Raw genomic sequence first — 15,998 nt, forward strand, 5'->3', positions numbered from 1 at the left:
CGCTAAATCTTGCCGAGGAACTTCAGCACGAGCAGCAAGACGATGATCAAACCTACGAGACCAGCCGGGAACGCGCCCCAGGCGCGGCTATAGGGCCAGGCCGGTAATACGGCGAGCAAAACCGCGACCAGGATGATGAGGAGAATTGTCGAGCCCATTTCGTCTCTCTGAGCGTGGTTCTTCGCGATGACCCTCGGGATCGCGCCGACCATAGACTATTTTCCGTATGGCGCTAGGCTTCGGCGGTCCGCAATTATCCGCCTGACTGGCGAAACCGATTGCCGGTCCCCACGTTTCCGTAGGGACAGTGCCCGCTCGAGGCGCAGGAAGGATTAGACGTGATCAATCCAAATCCCATCCTTGTTGTGGAGGACGAGTTTCTCATTGCACTCGATATCGTGGCGGCCCTCGAGAATGCGGGGCTGGCGGTCGTTGGTCCCGCGAGCACGGTCAGCGATGCGTTGAGCGCGATCCAGAGCCGTCCATTACGCGGCGCTCTGCTCGATGCGCATCTTGGCGGTGAATCCGCCAGCCGTATCGCGGATGTCCTGGCAACGCGCGGGCTGCCGTTTGCCTTTGTCAGCGGTTATGGGCGCGAGAGCCTGCCGCCGGCTCACAATGCGGCGCCTCTGGTTCGAAAGCCGTTCACGGACCAGGAGATCCTCGCGGCGGTCGCCGGGTTTTGACAACCGCGCCGTGCAACAATTCGGGTGGTGATGCGTTTGGCGTAGGCGCAGTCGCGGGTGGAACTTGGCGCGGACGAACGGCGGGTAGGATCACAGATGTTGCTGACCTGGGCGATAATTTTTGCGGTCGTGGCGCTGATTGCCGGCGTGTTCGGTTTCGGCGGGGTCGCATCGGCGGCGGCCGGTGTCGCACGGGTCCTGTTCTTCATCTTCCTCCTTGTGTTCCTGGTCACGCTGATCGCGGCACTCGTTTAGCCGGGGCAGATACGCGGGTCTTTCTGTGAGCGGCGCATTCTCTATGCAGGCGCATATGACCATGGCTTCGGGGACGGTTCTCACCGTGGTCGGTGTTCTCTTGGCCTGCGGGCTGCTGATCTACCTCCTTGTCGCGCGCAAGAACGGGCAGACGCGCGAGGCCGCCAGGCAACAGCTGGAAGACGACCTCGAGCGGCGCACGCAGGAACTGGCCGAGGCGGAAAAGCAGTTCGGGGTCGAGCGATCCGCCAGCGAACAGCAGCTTCGGCTTCTGCTCCGTGAACTGACGCACCGGTCCAAGAATCTTCTGGCCGTGATCCAGGCCATTGCCCGCCAGACGGCTCGGCAGACGGCCACCGTCGACGAATTTCTCGACCGGTTCGGCGCACGGCTCCACGGGATCGGGATGTCCCACGACCTTCTCGTCGCGGACGACTGGCATGGAGCCTCGTTGCGCATGCTGGTGGAACAGCAGCTGGAACAGCATATGGATGGCCCCGGCAAACAGGTCACGATCGAGGGCGAGGACGTCGTGCTGAAGCCCGAAGCCGTTCACAACCTTGGCATGGCGTTGCACGAGCTGACCGCGAATGCGGAGAAATACGGCTCGCTATCGAAGCCGGAAGGCGCAGTACATGTGGGCTGGCAGGTCTGCGAGGACGAGAAAGCCTCAAGCTGGTCTGGGCCGAAAGCGGCGGCCCGGACGTGGAGACGCCGTCCAGTTCGGGTTTCGGGCGCGCGATGATCGAGAACATTGTCGGCCAAGCCCTTGCCGGCAAAGTCGCTTTGTCCTTCCCGGTCGAGGGCGTGCGCTGTGAGATCGTGATTCCGGCCTCCCACATCACCTCGCGGGGGTAGGGCGCTTCGGCCCTTATTTCGGCCCCTCATCCGGGGCCCCCGATAAAGCGCTCGTGAACAGCTGTGCGCCGAAGTTGAATTGAAGGTCGGCCGGCAATCCTTAGATTCTAGTCATATCCATTGGCTTTGACGATCACGACAGCCGCCAATGGGGAAGGAGCCATGATGGTATCGCGACGACAGATTCTACTCGGCACCGCCGGCGTTGCGGCGGCTGCGGCTGGCGGCGCGGTTCTGCTGCGCGGGCATGGTTCGCCGGCGACCGCCGCTGCGGACGGCAAATTCGAGATTACGAAAACACCGGAGGAGTGGCGCAAGATACTGACGCCCGAGCAATACGCGGTGTTGCGCGAGGAGGACACCGAGGCGCGCTGGACCAGCCCGCTGAACAAGGAGAAGCGGCAAGGGACGTTTGTCTGCGCCGGGTGCGACCTCCCGGTCTTCAAGTCGGAAACCAAATTCGAATCCGGCACTGGCTGGCCGAGCTTCTACGCGCCGATCGAAGGCAATGTCGGGGTTCAGCAGGACTTTAGTTGGGGCATGTCGCGCGACGAAGTGCATTGCCGCCGCTGTGGCGGGCATCTCGGTCATGTCTTCAATGATGGGCCGAAACCCACCGGTTTGCGCTACTGCATCAACGGCGTTTCGCTCAAGTTCGTACCGGCTTAGAGCCACCTATTCTTTTTTCCTCCCTGACCGACTGCGGCGTGGCTTCGTTCGAGGCCGCGCCGATTCTTTTTGCGATTGGGGCTGCGGTTTTCGGGAACCAAGCCTAAAGGTGCACGTTCTGATCCCGTGGCGGGGTCTGTAATGCGTACCCCGCTCGCCGTACGGGTAATACGGGGGTGAGGGAGTCGGGCTCGGCTCCCCCCGCTCGTACTCAGGTCGGCAGCGTCGGAAGACGCACCATGTCCCGCCACGCCCCATCCTCTCATTTGGTTTCAATGGGTTCGCGCTATGTCAGGTAGCGCGCGAGACCGACAGGCCATTCCGTCATCAAACCGCTCGCCCCGCCGTGCTACTCGGCGAGCGTGAACGGCCTGATCACCGACAATTCCGTTTCCCTTTGCCGGACCGCGCCAAGAAAGTAGGATCGGCGCATGAGTTTCACGGAAATGGAAATGCGACGTCTTCGTCATGAGCGCCCGCACGGGCGGCGACAGGCGCTAGGGCGCTTGCCGGGGCCTGTTTGGGCCGCGCTCTGCCTGCCGCTTCTCCTTGCCGGGTGCGACGGGGGCAACGCCAAGCTGGACCAAGCCTCCAAGCAGCAGGTCGAAGTCGCCAGTGCGGCGTCCGCCGAGATCCCGCTCGTCGAGGAGTTTGTGGGCCAGACGGCGGCGGTCAAGCTCGTCGACGTTCGCGCCAAGGTCCAAGGCTATTTGACGGAACGGCCGTTCACTGAAGGGGCCGACGTCAAAAAGGGCGACGTGCTGTTCGTGATCGACCAGCGGCCGTTTCAAGCCGAGGTAGATCAGAACAAGGCAGAGCTCGAGCAGAACCAGGGGCGGCTGGATTTCGCGAAGGAACAGCTTACGCGCTACGAGAAGCTGAAAGACGAAGGCACGGCATCGGTCCAAAAGTACGAATCCACGCGTGCCGAAGCCATCGAGGCGGCAGGCGAGTTGGCGGCCAGTCAGGCGGCGCTGCAGAACGCCAAGCTCAATTTGGATTATGCAACCGTCACCGCGCCGATCGACGGACGCGTGAGCAACACGCTCGTCAATATCGGCAACCTCGTAAGCGCGGAAGAGACGCTGCTTACGACGCTCGTGCAACTCGATCCGATCTATGTCTATTTCAGCCCGAGCGAAGAAGACTATCAGAAGATGGTACCGTTCCAGGCGAAGGGCCCGCTGAAGGTTTCCATGGTGCTGACGTCCGGCACGGAGTTCCCCTATCAAGGCGCCGTCGACTTCGTGGACAACCAAGTCGATCCCAATACCGGCACCATCAAGATGCGTGCGGTGATCCCCAATCCCGACAAGACCCAGCGGCCCGGTCAGTTCGTGACGGCGAAGGTCACGCTTGCGGACAAGCACCAAGTCCTCCTGATCCCGGCGAAGGCCGTGGCCCAGGACGAGGGCGGGCACTACGTCTACGTGGTCGGCAAGGACGACAAGGTGAACCGGCAGAGCGTCACGATCGGCCCTGAATACGAGTCGAGCTACGTCATCGAGAAGGGCGTCAAGCCGGGCGACCGGGTCGTCATAACGGGCCTACAGAAGGTCCATGCGGGCGCGCAGGTCGAGATTGTGACGCCGGGAACCAAGGCCTCCGGAAAGACGGGGGCGGACAAACAGGATGCTCAGGCCTCTGACGGTTGAGAGGGTTGAGCATGTCTGGTCCGTAGCCGTTCGACCAGCACGTAGAAGACCGGGACCACGAACAGGCTCAGGATGGTCGCGGCGAACATGCCGCCGAACACCGCCGTGCCGAGCGAGTGCCGCGCGCTCGATCCCGCACCCGTACTGAACACCAGGGGCGTCACGCCGAGGATGAAGGCGAACGCGGTCATCAGGATCGGCCGCAACCGGATCCGTGCCGCTTCGATTGCAGCCTCCTTCGATGGATAGCCTTCGGCGCGGCGGCGGCGGGCGAACTCGACGATAAGAATGGCGTTCTTGCTCGCCAAGCCGATGAGCATGATGAGACCGATCTGGCAGTAAAGGTCGTTGCTCAATCCGCGTAAGGCCTGTGCGCCGAGAGCGCCCAGCATAGCGAGCGGTACCGCGAGGATCACGACGAACGGCATGGACCAGCTCTCGTACTGCGCGGCGAGGCACAGGAAGACCATGAGAAGGGCCAGGACGAAGATGTACGGCAGCACGTTCCCGGCTTTGATTTCCTGATAGGCGTTGCCGGTCCACTCATAGCCCATGGTGTTCGGCAGGACGTCCGCCGCCACGGCTTCCATGGCCTGGATGGCTTGATTAGAGCTGTAGCCGGGCGCCTGCGATCCGTTGATCGGCGCCGACCTGAAGAGGTTGTAGTGGCTGATATTGCGGGCGCTGACCTCCGCGTTCAGGGTGACAAGCCCGTTCAAGGGGATCATGTCGCCTTTGTCGTTTCTCACATAAATCTTCGAAACGTCCGTGGTCAGCGCGCGGGCATCCTTCTCCGCCTGCAGATAGACGCGGTAGACGCGGCCGAATTTGTTGAAGTCGTTCACGTAGTAGCCGCCGAGATAGACCTGCAGCGCCGTGAAGACCTCATTGAGGGAGACGCCTTGGCTGAGAACCTTGTTGCGGTCGACGTCGATCCGGTAACCGGGAGTCCGCGCGGAGAACGTCGTGAACAAGCCCTGGAGTTCGGGGCGCTTTGACGCCTCAGCGATGAAGGCCTGGGTCACGCTCTCAAGTTCGGTCAACGTACCGCCGCCATAGTCCTGGAGTTCGAACTGGAATCCCCCCGTCGCGCTGAGCCCCGGGATTGACGGCGGATTGACCGCGTCGACCTCCGCTTCGGCAAACGTAGCGAACTTGGCATTCAGTGTCGGAAGGATGTGCGTCAGGAGCTGCTCGTCGGCGGCTTTGCGCTCGTCCCAGGGTTTGAGGATGGCGAACAGCGATGCCGTGTTGGGCGCCGAGTTCGAGTTGAGCAGGCTGAAGCCGCCAAACGCAATCACATGCGACACCCCCGGCGTCGCCATCAGGTCTTTCTCGACCTGCTCCATGACCTTTTGTGTGCGCTGGAGCGAGGTTCCTTCGGGCGTTTGCAGGAGCACGATGAAGTAGCCTTGATCCTCCGGCGGGACGAAGCCCGTCGGCACCGTCTTGAAGAGATAGCCCGTGACAAGCAGGGCCACGAGGAACAAGACGACCACCACCACCCAGCCCTTGATCAGGATCCCGACGAGCCGCTCGTAGCCCTCGTTGAGCCGCGTAAAGCCCTTGTCGAACCACGCAAACAGCTTGTGTTTCTTCTTGGCCTCGTTTTTGAGCAGCACGGCACAAAGCGCGGGACTCAAGGTCAGCGAGTTGAACGCAGAGATCGCGACGGCGAAAGCGATCGTCAGGGCGAACTGCTTGTAGAGCCCGCCCGTGATCCCCGGTGTGAAAGCAACGGGGACAAAGACGGCCATGAGAACCAGCGACGTTGCGACGATGGGCCCCGTGACCTGTTTCATGGCCTCGTTGGCGGCCTGATGGACCTCCATGGTCTTGCTCTCGAGGTTTCGCGCGACGTTCTCGACGACGACGATGGCGTCGTCGACGACCAGACCGACCGCAAGCACCATGCCGAACAGCGTCAGCGTGTTGATCGAGAAACCGACAGCAAGGAGCGCGGCGAGTGTTCCTATGAGGCACACCGGGATCGTCACGACCGGAATAAGCGTGGTGCGAAGCCCGTGCAGGAACATGAAGATGACGAAGACGACCAGGGCGATGGCAAAGCCGAGCGTCGTCAGCACTTCCTTGATCGACGCCCGGATGAAGCGGGTCGTGTCGTAGATGATCTCATACTCGAGGCCTTCGGGAAACCGCTCGGACAGCCGCGCCATCTCCGCCTCGACCTCATCCGCAAGGTCTATGGCATTGGCGTCGGGAAGCTGGAAGATCCCGAAGGGCAGGGCGGGCTGGCCGTCGACATTGGCCGTCTCGTCGTAGACTTCGGTGCCCAGTTCCACTCGGCCGATGTCCTTGATCCGCACGATGCGTCCGTCGGACTCGGCGCGGACGATGATGTCGCCGAACTCTTCGGCCGTCTGCAGTCGTCCCAGCGTCGACAAGGTGAACTGGAACACCTGTCCCTCCGGGGCCGGCTGTTGCCCGAGGGCGCCGGCGGCCACAACCTGGTTCTGGTCGGAAACGGCCTTGGTTACGTCCTCGGCGGTCACGCCGAGGCTCGCCATCTTCTGGGGATCGAGCCAGATGCGCATGGCGAATGTGCGCTCGCCGAACATCTGCACCTCGCCGACGCCGGGAATGCGTTTCATGACGTCGAGGATGTGGATCGTGATGTAGTTGCTGATGAACAGCGTGTCGTAGCGGTCGTCGGGCGAATACAGGTTCGGCGCGAGCGTGATGTCGCTCGACTGCTTCGTCACGGTGACGCCGGCCTGGACGACTTCGTCGGGCAGTTGGGACGATGCGATTTCGACGTTGTTCTGAACATCGACCGCGGCGATATCGAGATCGTACCCGGTCTCGAACGTGACCGTGATCGTCGACGTGCCGTCATCGGAACTGACCGAAGACATATAGACCATGCCTTCGACACCGTTGATCTGTTCTTCGAGAGGCGTGGTGACGCTGTCCTCGACCGCGCGGGCGTTGGCGCCCGTGAACATCGCGGACACCACGACCGTGGGCGGCGCGATGGGGGGATATTGGCCGATTGGCAGGAATGGCATGGAAACGGCGCCCAGCACGACGATCACGATCGCAAGGACAGTCGCAAAGATCGGCCGGCTGATGAAAAACGCGCTCAAGACCATGCTCCCCCGGCGCGCCGTCGGGCTGCGCCGTCACGCACCGTGGCCAACGCATGGCCTGAAGTGATCGCCCCACGCGACCATAACGTGATGGGCGCGGGTTATCAGATGAAAAAGTCGGAAGGTAGGATGATATTCTCTGCCCAGAGTCGACTTGCTGCCAAGGGTCTGCTTGTGGCGGCTATTGTCGCGTCGGGAGCAGCATGCGCGCACCACGCCGAACATCGGCCGCATCGGAGACGACGGCATCGAGTTGCCGGCCACTGCTGATGCATTGGACATGCCCGAGGCACGTCAGGGTCAATCGGCCAGACCTCTAGAGGTCACGTTCGGCTTGGGTATTCTCTTGAAGTTCAAAGATCGGCTGCGTGCCGTGCCCGATTGGCGGAAGTGGCGCGAAAGTAGCGCGCTCTTCGTCTGCAACAGGCTCCAAGATCCGAACTCGGATTACGGCGAATACAGCCAGAACGATGTGGATGGCTGCAGTAAACACAAATAGCGCCGCAATTCCTGCTTTCGAGATGAGGACTCCAGCGAACAGAGGACCGGCGGCCGCGCCGATGCCGAAAGCCATGAGCAGGCGACTACTCACCTTGACGAAATTCCCTGGATCGGCCCTGTCATTCACGTGGGCCGTACAAAGTGGATAGACGGTAAGAGCCGCCGCTCCCCAGACGGCGCCAACACCGATGAGCATGGCATCCAACGGTCCGCGATAGAGTAAAAACAACGACGCGGTCGCTGCGGAGACCAAAGACACTCCGGCGATCACCCAGCGCCGATCTAAGTGATCCGAGAGTGTGCCTATTGGCCACTGACTCAACGCACCGCCAAGAACGGCAGCAGACATGAACAGACTGACTCCCAGGCTCGAGTCGCTCCGCGCCTGCGCGAATACCGGCCCGAACGTCCAGAAGGCGCCGTTGGCAAGACCGGCAGCAAGACAGCCAACCAGACCAACCGGAGCCGTGCGGTAAAGCTTGACGAGATGTACGCCCGCTGGCGCGGGAACCGTAGGGACCGCGCCGGTCGTCAGGGCCACGGGCACGAGTGAAACCGAGATCGCAATCGACGCCAGGGCGAAAAGAGAAAACGCGGTGGGCGAGTCCACGGAAAATAGAAGGTTCCCGCCGACTATGCCGAACCAGCCCGCAACCATGTAGAGACCGAAGACCCGCCCGCGTGTCTCTGAACCGACCTGATCGTTCAACCAGCTCTCCACGACCATGAAGAGTCCGGCAAAGCAGAAGCCGACGACGGCTCGTAAGATCAGCCAGGTCAAAGGTGTGACGGCCAGAACGAAGACAAGTGTTCCGCTCGCGGCTATCGCGGCGACGGCGGCGAACGAGCGAATATGTCCGACGCGGGATATCAAAGCCGGCAGGAGCAGGCAGCCGGCGATGAAACCCACGTAGTAAAGCGTGCCCAGCCCTCCGATCAGGGTGACCGAGAACCCCGCCAATTCTCCACCGATGGGTATCAGGATGTTGAGCAAGCCGCTGCCGAGGGACAACAAGACAGTGGCCAGCAGCAGATAGTGCAACGAGGCGCTTGAAGTGTCTGCGCCGGCTCGTTCGTCATGCATGTGTGATCACAGTTTCTACGGGATGCGCAGCGCGTTCCTGGCGATGGCGGCAATGAGGAAGCCTGGCTCCATGCTCTCCAGACTGCCTCTCGGTGCCACATATGCGTCGCCAAGAAAAGGAATTCGTCTCCGACTTTTTTGCTTGCAGGCCCACCCGCACGCACGGTCCCGGAGCCGCACACTGTTCGCACCGGGGCCATGCATCGCGGCGTTGCCGAACGGTGCGAGAGGCGAATCTTTTGGAGTGAGGTGGCTCCCCGGGCCGGACTCGAACCAGCGACCCAGCGGTTAACAGCCGCTTGCTCTACCAACTGAGCTACCGGGGATCAGGGCAGGGCGGTCAGTCTCGCGCCGTGCCGAAGCGCTAGATAGCAAAACGATGACGTGCTTTCCAGCGCTTTACGCGCCAGCGACAAACGGACCTTGGTGATAGTTGCCGCGCGCGCCGGGAGGTCTTATCTCCGGCATCGGCCCGGTTCAAGTCGAATTGGGCAATTTCTCAACCAGGCGGCTGGGCTCGCACGCTCCGCCAAGGAACCGGCACGTCAAAGCATGGCCCCCAAAGTCCGCATTTTCGACCATCACATTCATCTGCCGAAATCCAAGCCCATGCGAATCGGATTGGGGACGATTCTCGTTGGCGGCGGCCTTTTGGGCTTCCTGCCTGTCCTCGGCTTCTGGATGATTCCCTTGGGGTTCCTGGTTCTGTCCGTGGATCTACCGGCCGTGCGCCGGTGGCGGCGTCAGCTCACGGTGTGGTGGAGCCGGCGCAAGGACGAGAAGCAAAATGTCGATGGAACAAAACCTTAGGCACTAGCGCCCGCAGGTTGTTGGAGGCCACGCCCGGAATCGAACCGGGGTATACGGATTTGCAGTCCGCTGCGTCACCACTCCGCCACGTGGCCATCGGGCTGGACTTTCTAGCGAAGTTATCGCGCGTGTCCAGCAACTCTTTGGTTTGGAATACAACCCCACAGCTTAATCGGAAGTAACGGCCCATGGGGCGCCGCGGTGATAGAAAACGCGCGCCTGTGCCGGGTCAAGTGCGCTATGCAGCGGATGATGGCTCGCACGCCGTCGTCGGGCGGCGAATCATGGACAAAAAATGTCGGCCTGCGCGGCGTATGGCCACTGTTGCGTCGATCCCACAGTGCATTGAGTTTTTTGGGGAAATGGGATGAGTCGAGCCCTTCCTGGGTATCTTTTGCCGGTTGGGTTGCTGTAGTGTGGGGCAGGTCAGCGGTCGGGGCTTCGTTGACCATTGGGAGCAGGACAAAGCGTGTTTGGTTTGCAGGGCAGGTGGCAGTCGTTACGCTGCGCGGCACGGTCGTCGCGTCATGGCGTCTTTGCGCTCAGCGTTTGGCTTGTCGTCGGCTTGCTATCGACGCCCGCCGCCGCCGAGTCATTGGAACAGGCGCTTGCCGACGCCTATCTTCTCAATCCGGTGCTAAATGCCGAACGTGCGCGGTTACGCGCGATCGATGAGCAAGTTGCACTGGCCAAGTCCGGTCTGCGTCCGACGATCACCGGTTCCGGATCGACCGCTTACAACAACCAGAACAGCAATCTGAGGGGCAGGGCGAACGTACTCTCCTCCTTCGGCGGAGGCATTGGGTCGAGCGGCGTGACGCATCCTCATGGCTACGCCCTGACGCTCTCGCAGCTGCTGTTCGGCGGCTTTCAGAATTTGAACGCCATCCGCGAGGCCAAGTCCCTCGTGCAGGCGCAGCGGGAGACCCTTCGCCAGGTCGAGCAAACGGTGCTCCTCGACGCCGCGACTGCCTATGTGAACGTGGTTCGCGACCAGGCGGTGGTGCGCCTTCGCGAGAACGACGTGCGCGTGCTGACCGAGCAGTTGAAGGCGACGCGCGACCGATTTGATGTGGGCGAGGTCACGAGGACCGATGTGGCCCAAGCCGAAGCACGGCGGTCTGAAGCGTTGGCGACTTTGGCATCCGCTCAGGCCAACCTGAAGATCAGCCGGGCGACGTACGAGCAGGTGATCGGTCATCCGCCGGGCACCCTGATGGCGCCGCCGTCGATCCGTCATCTGCTTCCGAACTCGCTCGATGAAGCCATGACCCTCGGAGACGGTGAAAATCCGGTCATCCTGACGGCCGTGTACAACGAAGAGTCATCGCTCTTCGCCGTCGAGCGGATCATGGGTGAATTGCTTCCCTCAGTCTCTCTCGAGGCCCAATACGAGAAGGCGTTCGACCAGAGCAGCACGATCAGCGATATCGAGACCACGTCCGTCACCGGGCGCCTCAGCGTCCCGCTCTATCAGGGCGGCGGCGTCTCGGCCCGAGTGCGCCAGGCGAAAGAGACCAACAACCAGTTGAAGCGCGAGGTCGAGAATGCGCGCCTTAGCGTCCATGCGGACGTCATCTCCAACTGGGGTATTCTGCAGTCGTCGGGGCCGGCGATCCGTTCCGCCGAGGCCGCCGTTGGTGCCAACAAGATCGCCCTTACGGGCGTTCGCGAGGAAGAAAAGGTCGGCCAGCGCACCACGCTGGATGTCTTGGACGCCCAGCGGGAACTCCTCAACTCCCAGATCGGCCTTGTTTCGGCGCTCCGCGACCGCGTTGTTGCCGAGTATTCGCTGTATAGCGCAATCGGCCGGATGGATGCCCAAACACTGGGACTTTCAGTGCCTTACTACGATCCGTTCGAGCACTACGAGATCATCAAGAATAAGCTCTGGGGCCTGGCGCCGCCCGAGCCGCCACTGGCCGATAACTGAACAAATCCCCAGCCCCAACGTTAACTATAGACCTCAATGTCCGTGCCAACCGAAGACGTGGCCGTTAGCATTGTGTTAAGTTATTGATTGGGATTGGCCCTGGTGGATTTCCGCCGGGCAGTATCAGTTTGAGAGGCGGCAAGGGATTAAGTAATGAGCAGCACCGAGCGCGCTCCTGAACCGACGATGGAAGACATTCTTGCTTCCATCCGCCGGATCATCACCGACGATGACACAGGCAAGGCTCCGGCCGATAAGGCCGCTGCCCAGTCCGAAGACGAGGGGCTTGAGGGCGAAGCCGACAACCAGATCATCGACGACATCGCCCGTGTTCTGACTTCCGGCGGCGACGCACCGGCCAATGAAGACGAGGAGATCATGGATCTCACCGGCGAACTGGGCGGTCTGGAGCTTGTCGAGGAGGAGCCCGAAGAGCTTCCTGAGGCAGTCGAAGTGGTCGATACGACACCCGAGTTCGTGGATTCGATCGAGGACACCGAGGAACTCCTGGCGCTGGACGATGCCCAGGGTGACGTTCTCGAGCCCGATCTCCTCGAGCCCGATGTGCCTGAAGCGGCCGTCGAGATTGTCGAGACGGTAGAGGTATTCGAAACGGTCGAAATTGCCGAGTTGGCCGAGCCCGAGGAAATGGAGCTTCCGGTGGAGGAGACGGCTGCGCCCGAGATGCCACCGATGGCGCCGCCACCGCTCCCGGAGCCTGTTGCCGAAGCAGCCCCCGAGGCCCCCAAATTGTCGGCCAGCGAGGAGCCGCAACCGCGCTTGAGCGCGCCATTGCGGCACTCAAGGCCGGACAGTCACCGACGCCGGCCCCGGCGCCCATGCCGAGTTTCACTGCCCCGGCGCCAGCCGAACCGGAAGCCGAAGAGCCGACGACCGGCGTTATCCCGCTTCCCACCGAGATTCCGATGGCCGTTCCGATGGAAACGCCGGAACCGGAGACGGAGACGCACCTCGATCCCGACGTTGATTCCGTTTTGGAAATGGCGGAGGACGCGGCCGAGGAGGAACTGCCTGCCGAGGACGAGTTTGTCCTGATGGACGCCGAATCCGAGGTCACGATGGTTCTCGAAGAGGCAGAGCCCGAGCAGGAGACGGAGAGTGCGCCGTTCTGGCCGCCTCAGGATGCTGAGCCGGCAGAGCCAGCTCCGGCGCCGGTCTTCGCGCCAACAGTCGCCGAGGTTGTGCAGGAAACTGTCGCGGTCGCCACCAACGGCGCCGTCCCGCACGAGACGCCTGGGGGCAAGTCGTTGGAGGACAGCATCAAAGAGATGCTTCGTCCGATGCTGCGCGAGTGGCTCAACGAGAACATGCCGCGCATGATCCGTGAGGAACTGGACTCGGACGCGCTGCAACGCGGACAGGACTGATCCGCGTCCAAACCTGGGCAGACCGTCGCGTCGGCACAGACGATCATTGACAGCATGGAAGCAGCGGTCGTAGGACCCGCAGGCGCAGTTTTTCGCCCGGTACCACGGTGCCGGGCGGTTCTTTAGAACCTTACGTAGCCAGGCGTCCACGACCATCCATGCTCGACAAGACATACCAACCGAAAAATTTTGAAGGCCCCGTTTACGAAGGCGTGGGAGCGCGCGCGCGCATTCGCCGCAGGCGCGGCGATCGCGAGGACGCGCGGCCGTTCGCGGTCGTCATTCCGCCGCCGAACGTCACGGGGTCGCTCCATATGGGGCACGCCCTCAACAACACGCTGCAGGATGTTCTGGTCCGGTTCGAGCGCATGCGCGGGCGCGACGTCCTGTGGCAGCCAGGGACCGACCACGCCGGCATCGCCACGCAAATGGTCGTGGAGCGCCAGCTCATGGAGCGGCAGGAGCCTAATCGGCGGGCCCTGGGCCGCGAGAAGTTCATCGAGCGCATCTGGCAGTGGAAGGAAGAGTCCGGCAACACGATCATCGGCCAGCTCAAGCGGCTGGGCTGCTCGTGCGACTGGTCGCGTCAGCGCTTCACCATGGACGAAGGCCTGTCCAAGGCCGTTCGGAAGGTCTTCGTGGAGCTCCATGCCGCCGGCTTGATCTACAAGGACAAGCGCTTGGTGAACTGGGACCCGCAGCTCCTGACGGCGATCTCCGATCTTGAGGTCGAGCAGGTCGAGAGCAAGGGCCATCTGTGGCATCTGCGCTATCCGATCGAAGGCATGACCTTCGATCCGGAAGATCCATCGACTTTCATCGTCGTCGCCACGACCCGTCCCGAAACCATGCTGGGCGACACCGCCGTCGCGGTCCATCCGGACGATGAGCGCTATAAGCACCTCGTCGGCAAGAACGTCATCCTGCCGGTGGTGGGGCGCCGCATCCCGATCGTTGCGGACGAGTACTCGGACCCGGAGAAGGGCTCGGGCGCGGTGAAGATCACGCCGGCGCACGACTTCAACGACTTCGAGGTCGGCAAGCGCCACGGCCTGCCCATGATCAACGTCCTGAGCAAGGACGCGCGTCTCGATATCGGTCCGGAGACCGACTTCATGCTCGGCGTCGAGATGCGCCCCAGCTCGAAACCAAGGTTCTCGAGTGGAAACGGCGTGTTCCGGTTCGCCGCGCGGACCATGATCGTCGAGTGCATGGAGAACCACGACTATCTCGAGAAGATCGAGCCCCACGTTCATGCGGTGCCGCATGGCGACCGCTCCGGCGCGGTCATCGAACCCTTCCTGACCGATCAGTGGTATGTGGACGCGGCGACGCTCGCCAAGCCCGCCATCGAGGCGGTCCGCAGCGGACGCACGACCTTTGCGCCGAAGAACTGGGAGTCGACCTACTTCCATTGGATGGAGAACATCCAGCCCTGGTGCATCTCGCGTCAGCTTTGGTGGGGTCACCAGATCCCTGCGTGGTATGGCCCGGACGGCGAAGTCTTCGTTGCCGAAAACGAATCTGGCGCCAAGGCCTTGGCGAAGGCGCATTACGGCAAGGATGAAGTTCTCACGCGCGACGAAGACGTGCTGGACACGTGGTTCTCCTCGGCGCTGTGGCCTTTCTCGACCCTTGGCTGGCCCGACAAGACGCCGGAACTCTCGCGCTACTACCCGACCGACGTCCTCGTCACGGGCTTCGACATCATCTTCTTCTGGATCGCGCGGATGATGATGATGGGCCTGCATTTCATGGACGAGGTGCCGTTCCGCGACATCTACATCCATGCGCTGGTCCGCGACGCCAAGGGCCAGAAGATGTCGAAGTCCAAGGGGAACGTGATCGATCCGCTGGAGCTGATCGACGCCTATGGCGCCGACGCGCTGCGATTCACGTTGGCGGCCATGGCGGCGCAAGGGCGCGACATCAAGCTGTCCAGCGGCCGGGTTGAAGGCTATCGCAACTTCGCGACCAAGCTCTGGAATGCGTCCCGCTTCGCGATGATGAACGACTGCATTCCGGTCGAAGGCTTCGATCCCAAGGGCGCGCAAAGCACGCTGAACCGCTGGATCGCGGGTGAGATGGAGCGCGCCGTCTCGGCTGTCACGGAGGCACTCGAGGGGTTCCGTTTCAACGAAGCGGCCGGGGCCATCTACCACTTCATCTGGCACATCTACTGCGATTGGTATCTTGAACTCATCAAGCCCGTTCTTGCCGGCGACGACGAGGCGGCCAAGGCCGAGACGCGCGCCATGGCGGCCTACGTGCTCGACACGGCGCTTCAGCTGCTGCACCCGTTCATGCCCTTCGTCACCGAAGAGCTGTGGGAGAAGCGCGCCGCCGAGGGAACCTCGCGGGACAGTCTCCTGATGCTCACCGAGTGGCCCGCCCACCAGGGACTCCAGAGTGCCGCCGCCGACGAGGAGATCGGATGGGTGCTCCGGCTCGTCACCGATGTCCGGTCGGTCCGGGCGGAAATGAACGTTCCCGCAGGCGCCAAAGTCCCGCTGGTGATCACCGGGGCCGACGACAAGACCAAGGCCCGCATCGCCGCTCATCTCGAAACCGTGTCCCGGCTGGCCCGGATCGAGAGCATCGATTTTGCCGATACGCCGCCCGCAGGGTCGGTCCAGATCGTTCTGGACGAAGCCACCATCGCCCTGCCGCTGGAGGGGGTCATCGACATCGACGCTGAGGCCGATCGGCTGAAGCGTGAGATCGACAAGGTCGGCGCGGAAATTACCCAAATCGACGCCAAGCTCGCCAACGACAAATTTGTGTCCCGGGCGCCACAGCACGTGGTCGAGGAGCAACGGGAGCGGCGGGCCGACGCGGAGGCCACGGCCAGCAAGCTGACCCAGGCCCTCAAACGGCTCGAAGCGGCCCTTTAGCGGCAAAATAAGGGCCCTGCGGTGATTGCTGGGGCCTTTTTACGCGACGGTCAGGCACTCGTTTCAGGCGCCTGACGCCGCTCGCAATGCCGTGTGACATCGAATATCATCGACTGTAACTGAAATACAACAGCGCGGCGGCCTGACGCCTCGTT

13 protein-coding genes and 2 tRNA genes are annotated in these 15,998 nt (G+C 62.3%); 9 read left to right on the forward strand and 6 right to left on the reverse strand.

Translation table 11 applies throughout. The features are described 5' to 3' along the window. Window positions 1–2: 2 nt before the first annotated feature. Window positions 3–212, reverse strand: coding sequence for a DUF3309 family protein (locus tag AUC70_RS13705; RefSeq protein ID WP_052464265.1), 210 nt, complete (start codon window positions 210–212; stop codon window positions 3–5). Between the two features lie 126 nt (window positions 213–338). On the opposite strand from AUC70_RS13705, the gene AUC70_RS13710 reads away from it, so the two are divergent. The 5 genes from AUC70_RS13710 (at window position 339) to AUC70_RS13730 (ending at window position 4,123) form a co-directional block, all read left to right on the forward strand. Next, a complete protein-coding gene (locus AUC70_RS13710; protein WP_069445354.1) occupies window positions 339–686 on the forward strand; it encodes a response regulator in 348 nt (115 codons plus the stop codon). A 96-nt stretch (window positions 687–782) separates the two neighbouring features. Beyond that, the gene (locus tag AUC70_RS13715) at window positions 783–941 is read left to right on the forward strand and encodes a DUF1328 family protein (RefSeq protein ID WP_108680786.1); all 159 of its coding nucleotides are present in this window, start codon (window positions 783–785) and stop codon (window positions 939–941) included. Between the two features lie 55 nt (window positions 942–996). Next, entirely contained in the window at window positions 997–1,686 is a 690-nt protein-coding gene (locus AUC70_RS13720) for a sensor histidine kinase (RefSeq protein WP_158007459.1), read from the forward strand. A gap of 278 nt (window positions 1,687–1,964) precedes the next feature. Continuing rightward, window positions 1,965–2,468, forward strand: coding sequence for a peptide-methionine (R)-S-oxide reductase MsrB (msrB, locus tag AUC70_RS13725; protein WP_069445517.1), 504 nt, complete (start codon window positions 1,965–1,967; stop codon window positions 2,466–2,468). Window positions 2,469–2,974: 506 nt separating this feature from the next. Next, window positions 2,975–4,123 carry an efflux RND transporter periplasmic adaptor subunit gene (locus AUC70_RS13730; protein WP_069445356.1) on the forward strand — a complete coding sequence of 383 codons (1,149 nt, stop codon included), beginning with the start codon at window positions 2,975–2,977 and terminating at the stop codon, window positions 4,121–4,123. Here AUC70_RS13730 and AUC70_RS13735 read toward each other — a convergent pair. The 3 genes from AUC70_RS13735 to AUC70_RS13745 all read right to left on the reverse strand — a co-directional run bounded on the left by AUC70_RS13735 (window position 4,105) and on the right by AUC70_RS13745 (window position 9,144). Beyond that, a complete protein-coding gene (locus tag AUC70_RS13735; protein WP_206599392.1) occupies window positions 4,105–7,230 on the reverse strand; it encodes an efflux RND transporter permease subunit in 3,126 nt (1,041 codons plus the stop codon). The genes AUC70_RS13730 and AUC70_RS13735 overlap by 19 nt on opposite strands. A 319-nt stretch (window positions 7,231–7,549) precedes the next feature. Further along, complete coding sequence (locus tag AUC70_RS13740; RefSeq protein ID WP_083241589.1) at window positions 7,550–8,818, reverse strand: MFS transporter; 1,269 nt, start codon at window positions 8,816–8,818, stop codon at window positions 7,550–7,552. Between the two features lie 250 nt (window positions 8,819–9,068). Next, window positions 9,069–9,144 (reverse strand) — tRNA-Asn (locus AUC70_RS13745). 226 nt (window positions 9,145–9,370) lie between these two features. Between AUC70_RS13745 and AUC70_RS13750 the strand changes: the two genes are divergently transcribed. Next, window positions 9,371–9,628, forward strand: coding sequence for a hypothetical protein (locus AUC70_RS13750; RefSeq protein ID WP_244505635.1), 258 nt, complete (start codon window positions 9,371–9,373; stop codon window positions 9,626–9,628). Between the two features lie 21 nt (window positions 9,629–9,649). On the opposite strand, the gene AUC70_RS13755 is transcribed toward AUC70_RS13750, so the two are convergent. Further along, window positions 9,650–9,723, reverse strand: a tRNA-Cys gene (locus AUC70_RS13755). 374 nt (window positions 9,724–10,097) lie between these two features. On the opposite strand from AUC70_RS13755, the gene AUC70_RS13760 reads away from it, so the two are divergent. Next, entirely contained in the window at window positions 10,098–11,561 is a 1,464-nt protein-coding gene (locus AUC70_RS13760) for a TolC family outer membrane protein (RefSeq protein WP_244505636.1), read from the forward strand. 123 nt (window positions 11,562–11,684) lie between these two features. On the opposite strand, the gene AUC70_RS13765 is transcribed toward AUC70_RS13760, so the two are convergent. Continuing rightward, on the reverse strand, window positions 11,685–12,335 hold the full coding sequence (locus AUC70_RS13765) for a hypothetical protein (RefSeq protein ID WP_069445359.1): 651 nt from the start codon (window positions 12,333–12,335) through the stop codon (window positions 11,685–11,687). Window positions 12,336–12,400: 65 nt separating this feature from the next. Here AUC70_RS13765 and AUC70_RS13770 point away from each other — a divergent pair, with 65 nt between their 5' ends. Both AUC70_RS13770 and AUC70_RS13775 read left to right on the forward strand, forming a co-directional pair. After that, the gene (locus AUC70_RS13770) at window positions 12,401–12,949 is read left to right on the forward strand and encodes a DUF2497 domain-containing protein (protein WP_069445360.1); all 549 of its coding nucleotides are present in this window, start codon (window positions 12,401–12,403) and stop codon (window positions 12,947–12,949) included. A gap of 158 nt (window positions 12,950–13,107) precedes the next feature. Further along, window positions 13,108–15,843: a valine--tRNA ligase gene (locus AUC70_RS13775; protein ID WP_069445361.1), complete on the forward strand. Its 2,736-nt coding sequence runs from the start codon at window positions 13,108–13,110 to the stop codon at window positions 15,841–15,843. The last annotated feature ends 155 nt before the right edge of the window (window positions 15,844–15,998 follow it).

Origin of the sequence: Methyloceanibacter stevinii, assembly GCF_001723355.1 — a bacterium.
GTDB classification, from domain to species: domain Bacteria; phylum Pseudomonadota; class Alphaproteobacteria; order Rhizobiales; family Methyloligellaceae; genus Methyloceanibacter; species Methyloceanibacter stevinii.

Bases quoted from the DNA above. Each gene is read 5' to 3' on its own strand.
- AUC70_RS13715 (WP_108680786.1), top strand. From the start codon at position 783: ATGTTGCTGACCTGGGCGATAATTTTTGCGGTCGTGGCGCTGATTGCC.
- AUC70_RS13750 (WP_244505635.1), top strand. From the start codon at position 9,371: ATGGCCCCCAAAGTCCGCATTTTCGACCATCACATTCATCTGCCGAAA.
- AUC70_RS13740 (WP_083241589.1), bottom strand. From the start codon at position 8,818: ATGCATGACGAACGAGCCGGCGCAGACACTTCAAGCGCCTCGTTGCAC.
- msrB (WP_069445517.1), top strand. From the start codon at position 1,965: ATGGTATCGCGACGACAGATTCTACTCGGCACCGCCGGCGTTGCGGCG.
- AUC70_RS13705 (WP_052464265.1), bottom strand. From the start codon at position 212: ATGGTCGGCGCGATCCCGAGGGTCATCGCGAAGAACCACGCTCAGAGA.
- AUC70_RS13775 (WP_069445361.1), top strand. From the start codon at position 13,108: ATGCTCGACAAGACATACCAACCGAAAAATTTTGAAGGCCCCGTTTAC.
- AUC70_RS13770 (WP_069445360.1), top strand. From the start codon at position 12,401: ATGCCGAGTTTCACTGCCCCGGCGCCAGCCGAACCGGAAGCCGAAGAG.
- AUC70_RS13720 (WP_158007459.1), top strand. From the start codon at position 997: ATGACCATGGCTTCGGGGACGGTTCTCACCGTGGTCGGTGTTCTCTTG.